Source organism: Acinetobacter sp. TYF_19 (assembly GCF_043105125.1).
Lineage (GTDB): Bacteria > Pseudomonadota > Gammaproteobacteria > Pseudomonadales > Moraxellaceae > Acinetobacter > Acinetobacter johnsonii.
Genome location: NZ_JBICLH010000042.1, coordinates 1 through 1,559 on the forward strand (window position 1 = coordinate 1; position 1,559 = coordinate 1,559).

Annotated in this window: 1 rRNA gene; it reads left to right on the plus strand. The window is 50.1% G+C overall.

The window, feature by feature from the left end:
- Nucleotides 1-1,559: ribosomal RNA gene (locus ACF8FD_RS04935) — 23S ribosomal RNA — on the plus strand; the annotation flags it as partial.

Here is a 1,559-nt window from a genome sequence, read left to right on the forward strand (position 1 = left end):
CGTAGAGAAATCGAGTCTTAATAGGGCGTTTAGTTGCTGGGTGTAGACCCGAAACCGGGTGATCTATCCATGAGCAGGTTGAAGGTTGGGTAACACTAACTGGAGGACCGAACCCACTGTCGTTGAAAAGCCAGGGGATGACTTGTGGATAGGGGTGAAAGGCTAATCAAACTCGGTGATAGCTGGTTCTCCCCGAAAGCTATTTAGGTAGCGCCTCGGACGAATACCATTGGGGGTAGAGCACTGTTTCGGCTAGGGGGTCATCCCGACTTACCAAACCGATGCAAACTCCGAATACCAATGAGTACTATCCGGGAGACAGACTGCGGGTGCTAACGTCCGTAGTCAAGAGGAAAACAATCCAGACCGCCAGCTAAGGCCCCAAAATTATAGTTAAGTGGGAAACGATGTGGGAAGGCATAGACAGCTAGGAGGTTGGCTTAGAAGCAGCCACCCTTTAAAGAAAGCGTAATAGCTCACTAGTCGAGTCGGCCTGCGCGGAAGATGTAACGGGGCTAAAACTATATGCCGAAGCTGCGGATTTGCAATTTATTGCAAGTGGTAGGGGAGCGTTCTGTAAGCCGATGAAGGTGTATTGAGAAGTATGCTGGAGGTATCAGAAGTGCGAATGCTGACGTGAGTAACGACAATGCGAGTGAAAAACTCGCACGCTGAAAGACCAAGGGTTCCAGTCCAACGTTAATCGGGGCTGGGTGAGTCGACCCCTAAGGCGAGGCCGAGAGGCGTAGTCGATGGGAAATTGGTTAATATTCCAATACTTCTATGTAATGCGATGAGAGGACGGAGAAGGTTAAGTCAGCCTGGCGTTGGTTGTCCAGGTGGAAGGTTGTAGGCATGTATCTTAGGCAAATCCGGGGTACTCTATGCTGAGAACTGATAGCAAGCTGTACTTGTACAGTGAAGTGGCTGATACCATGCTTCCAGGAAAAGTCTCTAAGCTTCAGTTACATAGGAATCGTACCCGAAACCGACACAGGTGGTCAGGTCGAGTAGACCAAAGCGCTTGAGAGAACTCTGCTGAAGGAACTAGGCAAAATGGTACCGTAACTTCGGGAGAAGGTACGCTGCCGACGGTGATAGGATTTACTCCTTGAGCTATTGGCAGCCACAGAAACCAGGCCCCTGCAACTGTTTATTAAAAACATAGCACTCTGCAAACACGAAAGTGGACGTATAGGGTGTGATGCCTGCCCGGTGCTGGAAGGTTAATTGATGGGGTTAGCGTAAGCGAAGCTCTTGATCGAAGCCCCAGTAAACGGCGGCCGTAACTATAACGGTCCTAAGGTAGCGAAATTCCTTGTCGGGTAAGTTCCGACCTGCACGAATGGCATAATGATGGGGGCGCTGTCTCCAGCAGAGACTCAGTGAAATCGAATTCGCCGTGAAGATGCGGTGTACCCGCGGCTAGACGGAAAGACCCCGTGAACCTTTACTGCAGCTTGACATTGAACTTTGATCTTACTTGTGTAGGATAGGTGGGAGGCTTTGAAACCGAGACGCTAGTTTCGGTGGAGCCAATCTTGAAATACCACCCTGGT